1 protein-coding gene is annotated in these 329 nt (G+C 53.8%); it reads right to left on the bottom strand.

Annotated elements, in window-relative coordinates; translation table 11 throughout:
* Nucleotides 1-77 precede the first annotated feature (77 nt).
* Nucleotides 78-329: hypothetical protein (locus AB3X96_RS42750; RefSeq protein WP_368594441.1), on the bottom strand; the 252-nt coding region annotated here is incomplete at its 5' end.

Raw genomic sequence — 329 nt, 5'->3', positions numbered from 1 at the left:
GACGTCTCGCGATTGCACTATGGCGGTACTTAAAGGACGGCGTAGTTCCCGAAGGAGCATGATTGAAGCACCGTAGATCAGTAGCGCGAACGATAAATCTGTAACGCGGGAGCAAGCGAATACAGTCTGAAGTGAACATGCCCGTAAAAGTGTCGGGTTGCTCCACGCAACCGACTCGTTAGATGGGGCATGTTCCCGATGCTGAATACGGCGTAACGCGCATGCAGGATGAGGCTGGTATCAAGCCAGCGGATAGAAGGTGGTGAGACGTCAAGTCTCACGAGCGCAAGAACCGGCTTCAGACCATCGCGGCTGACTGGCAATACAAA

Origin of the sequence: Paraburkholderia sp. BR13439 (assembly GCF_040948805.1) — a bacterium.
Classification (GTDB): domain Bacteria; phylum Pseudomonadota; class Gammaproteobacteria; order Burkholderiales; family Burkholderiaceae; genus Paraburkholderia; species Paraburkholderia youngii.
This window is presented reverse-complemented; position numbering and strand designations above follow the sequence as displayed.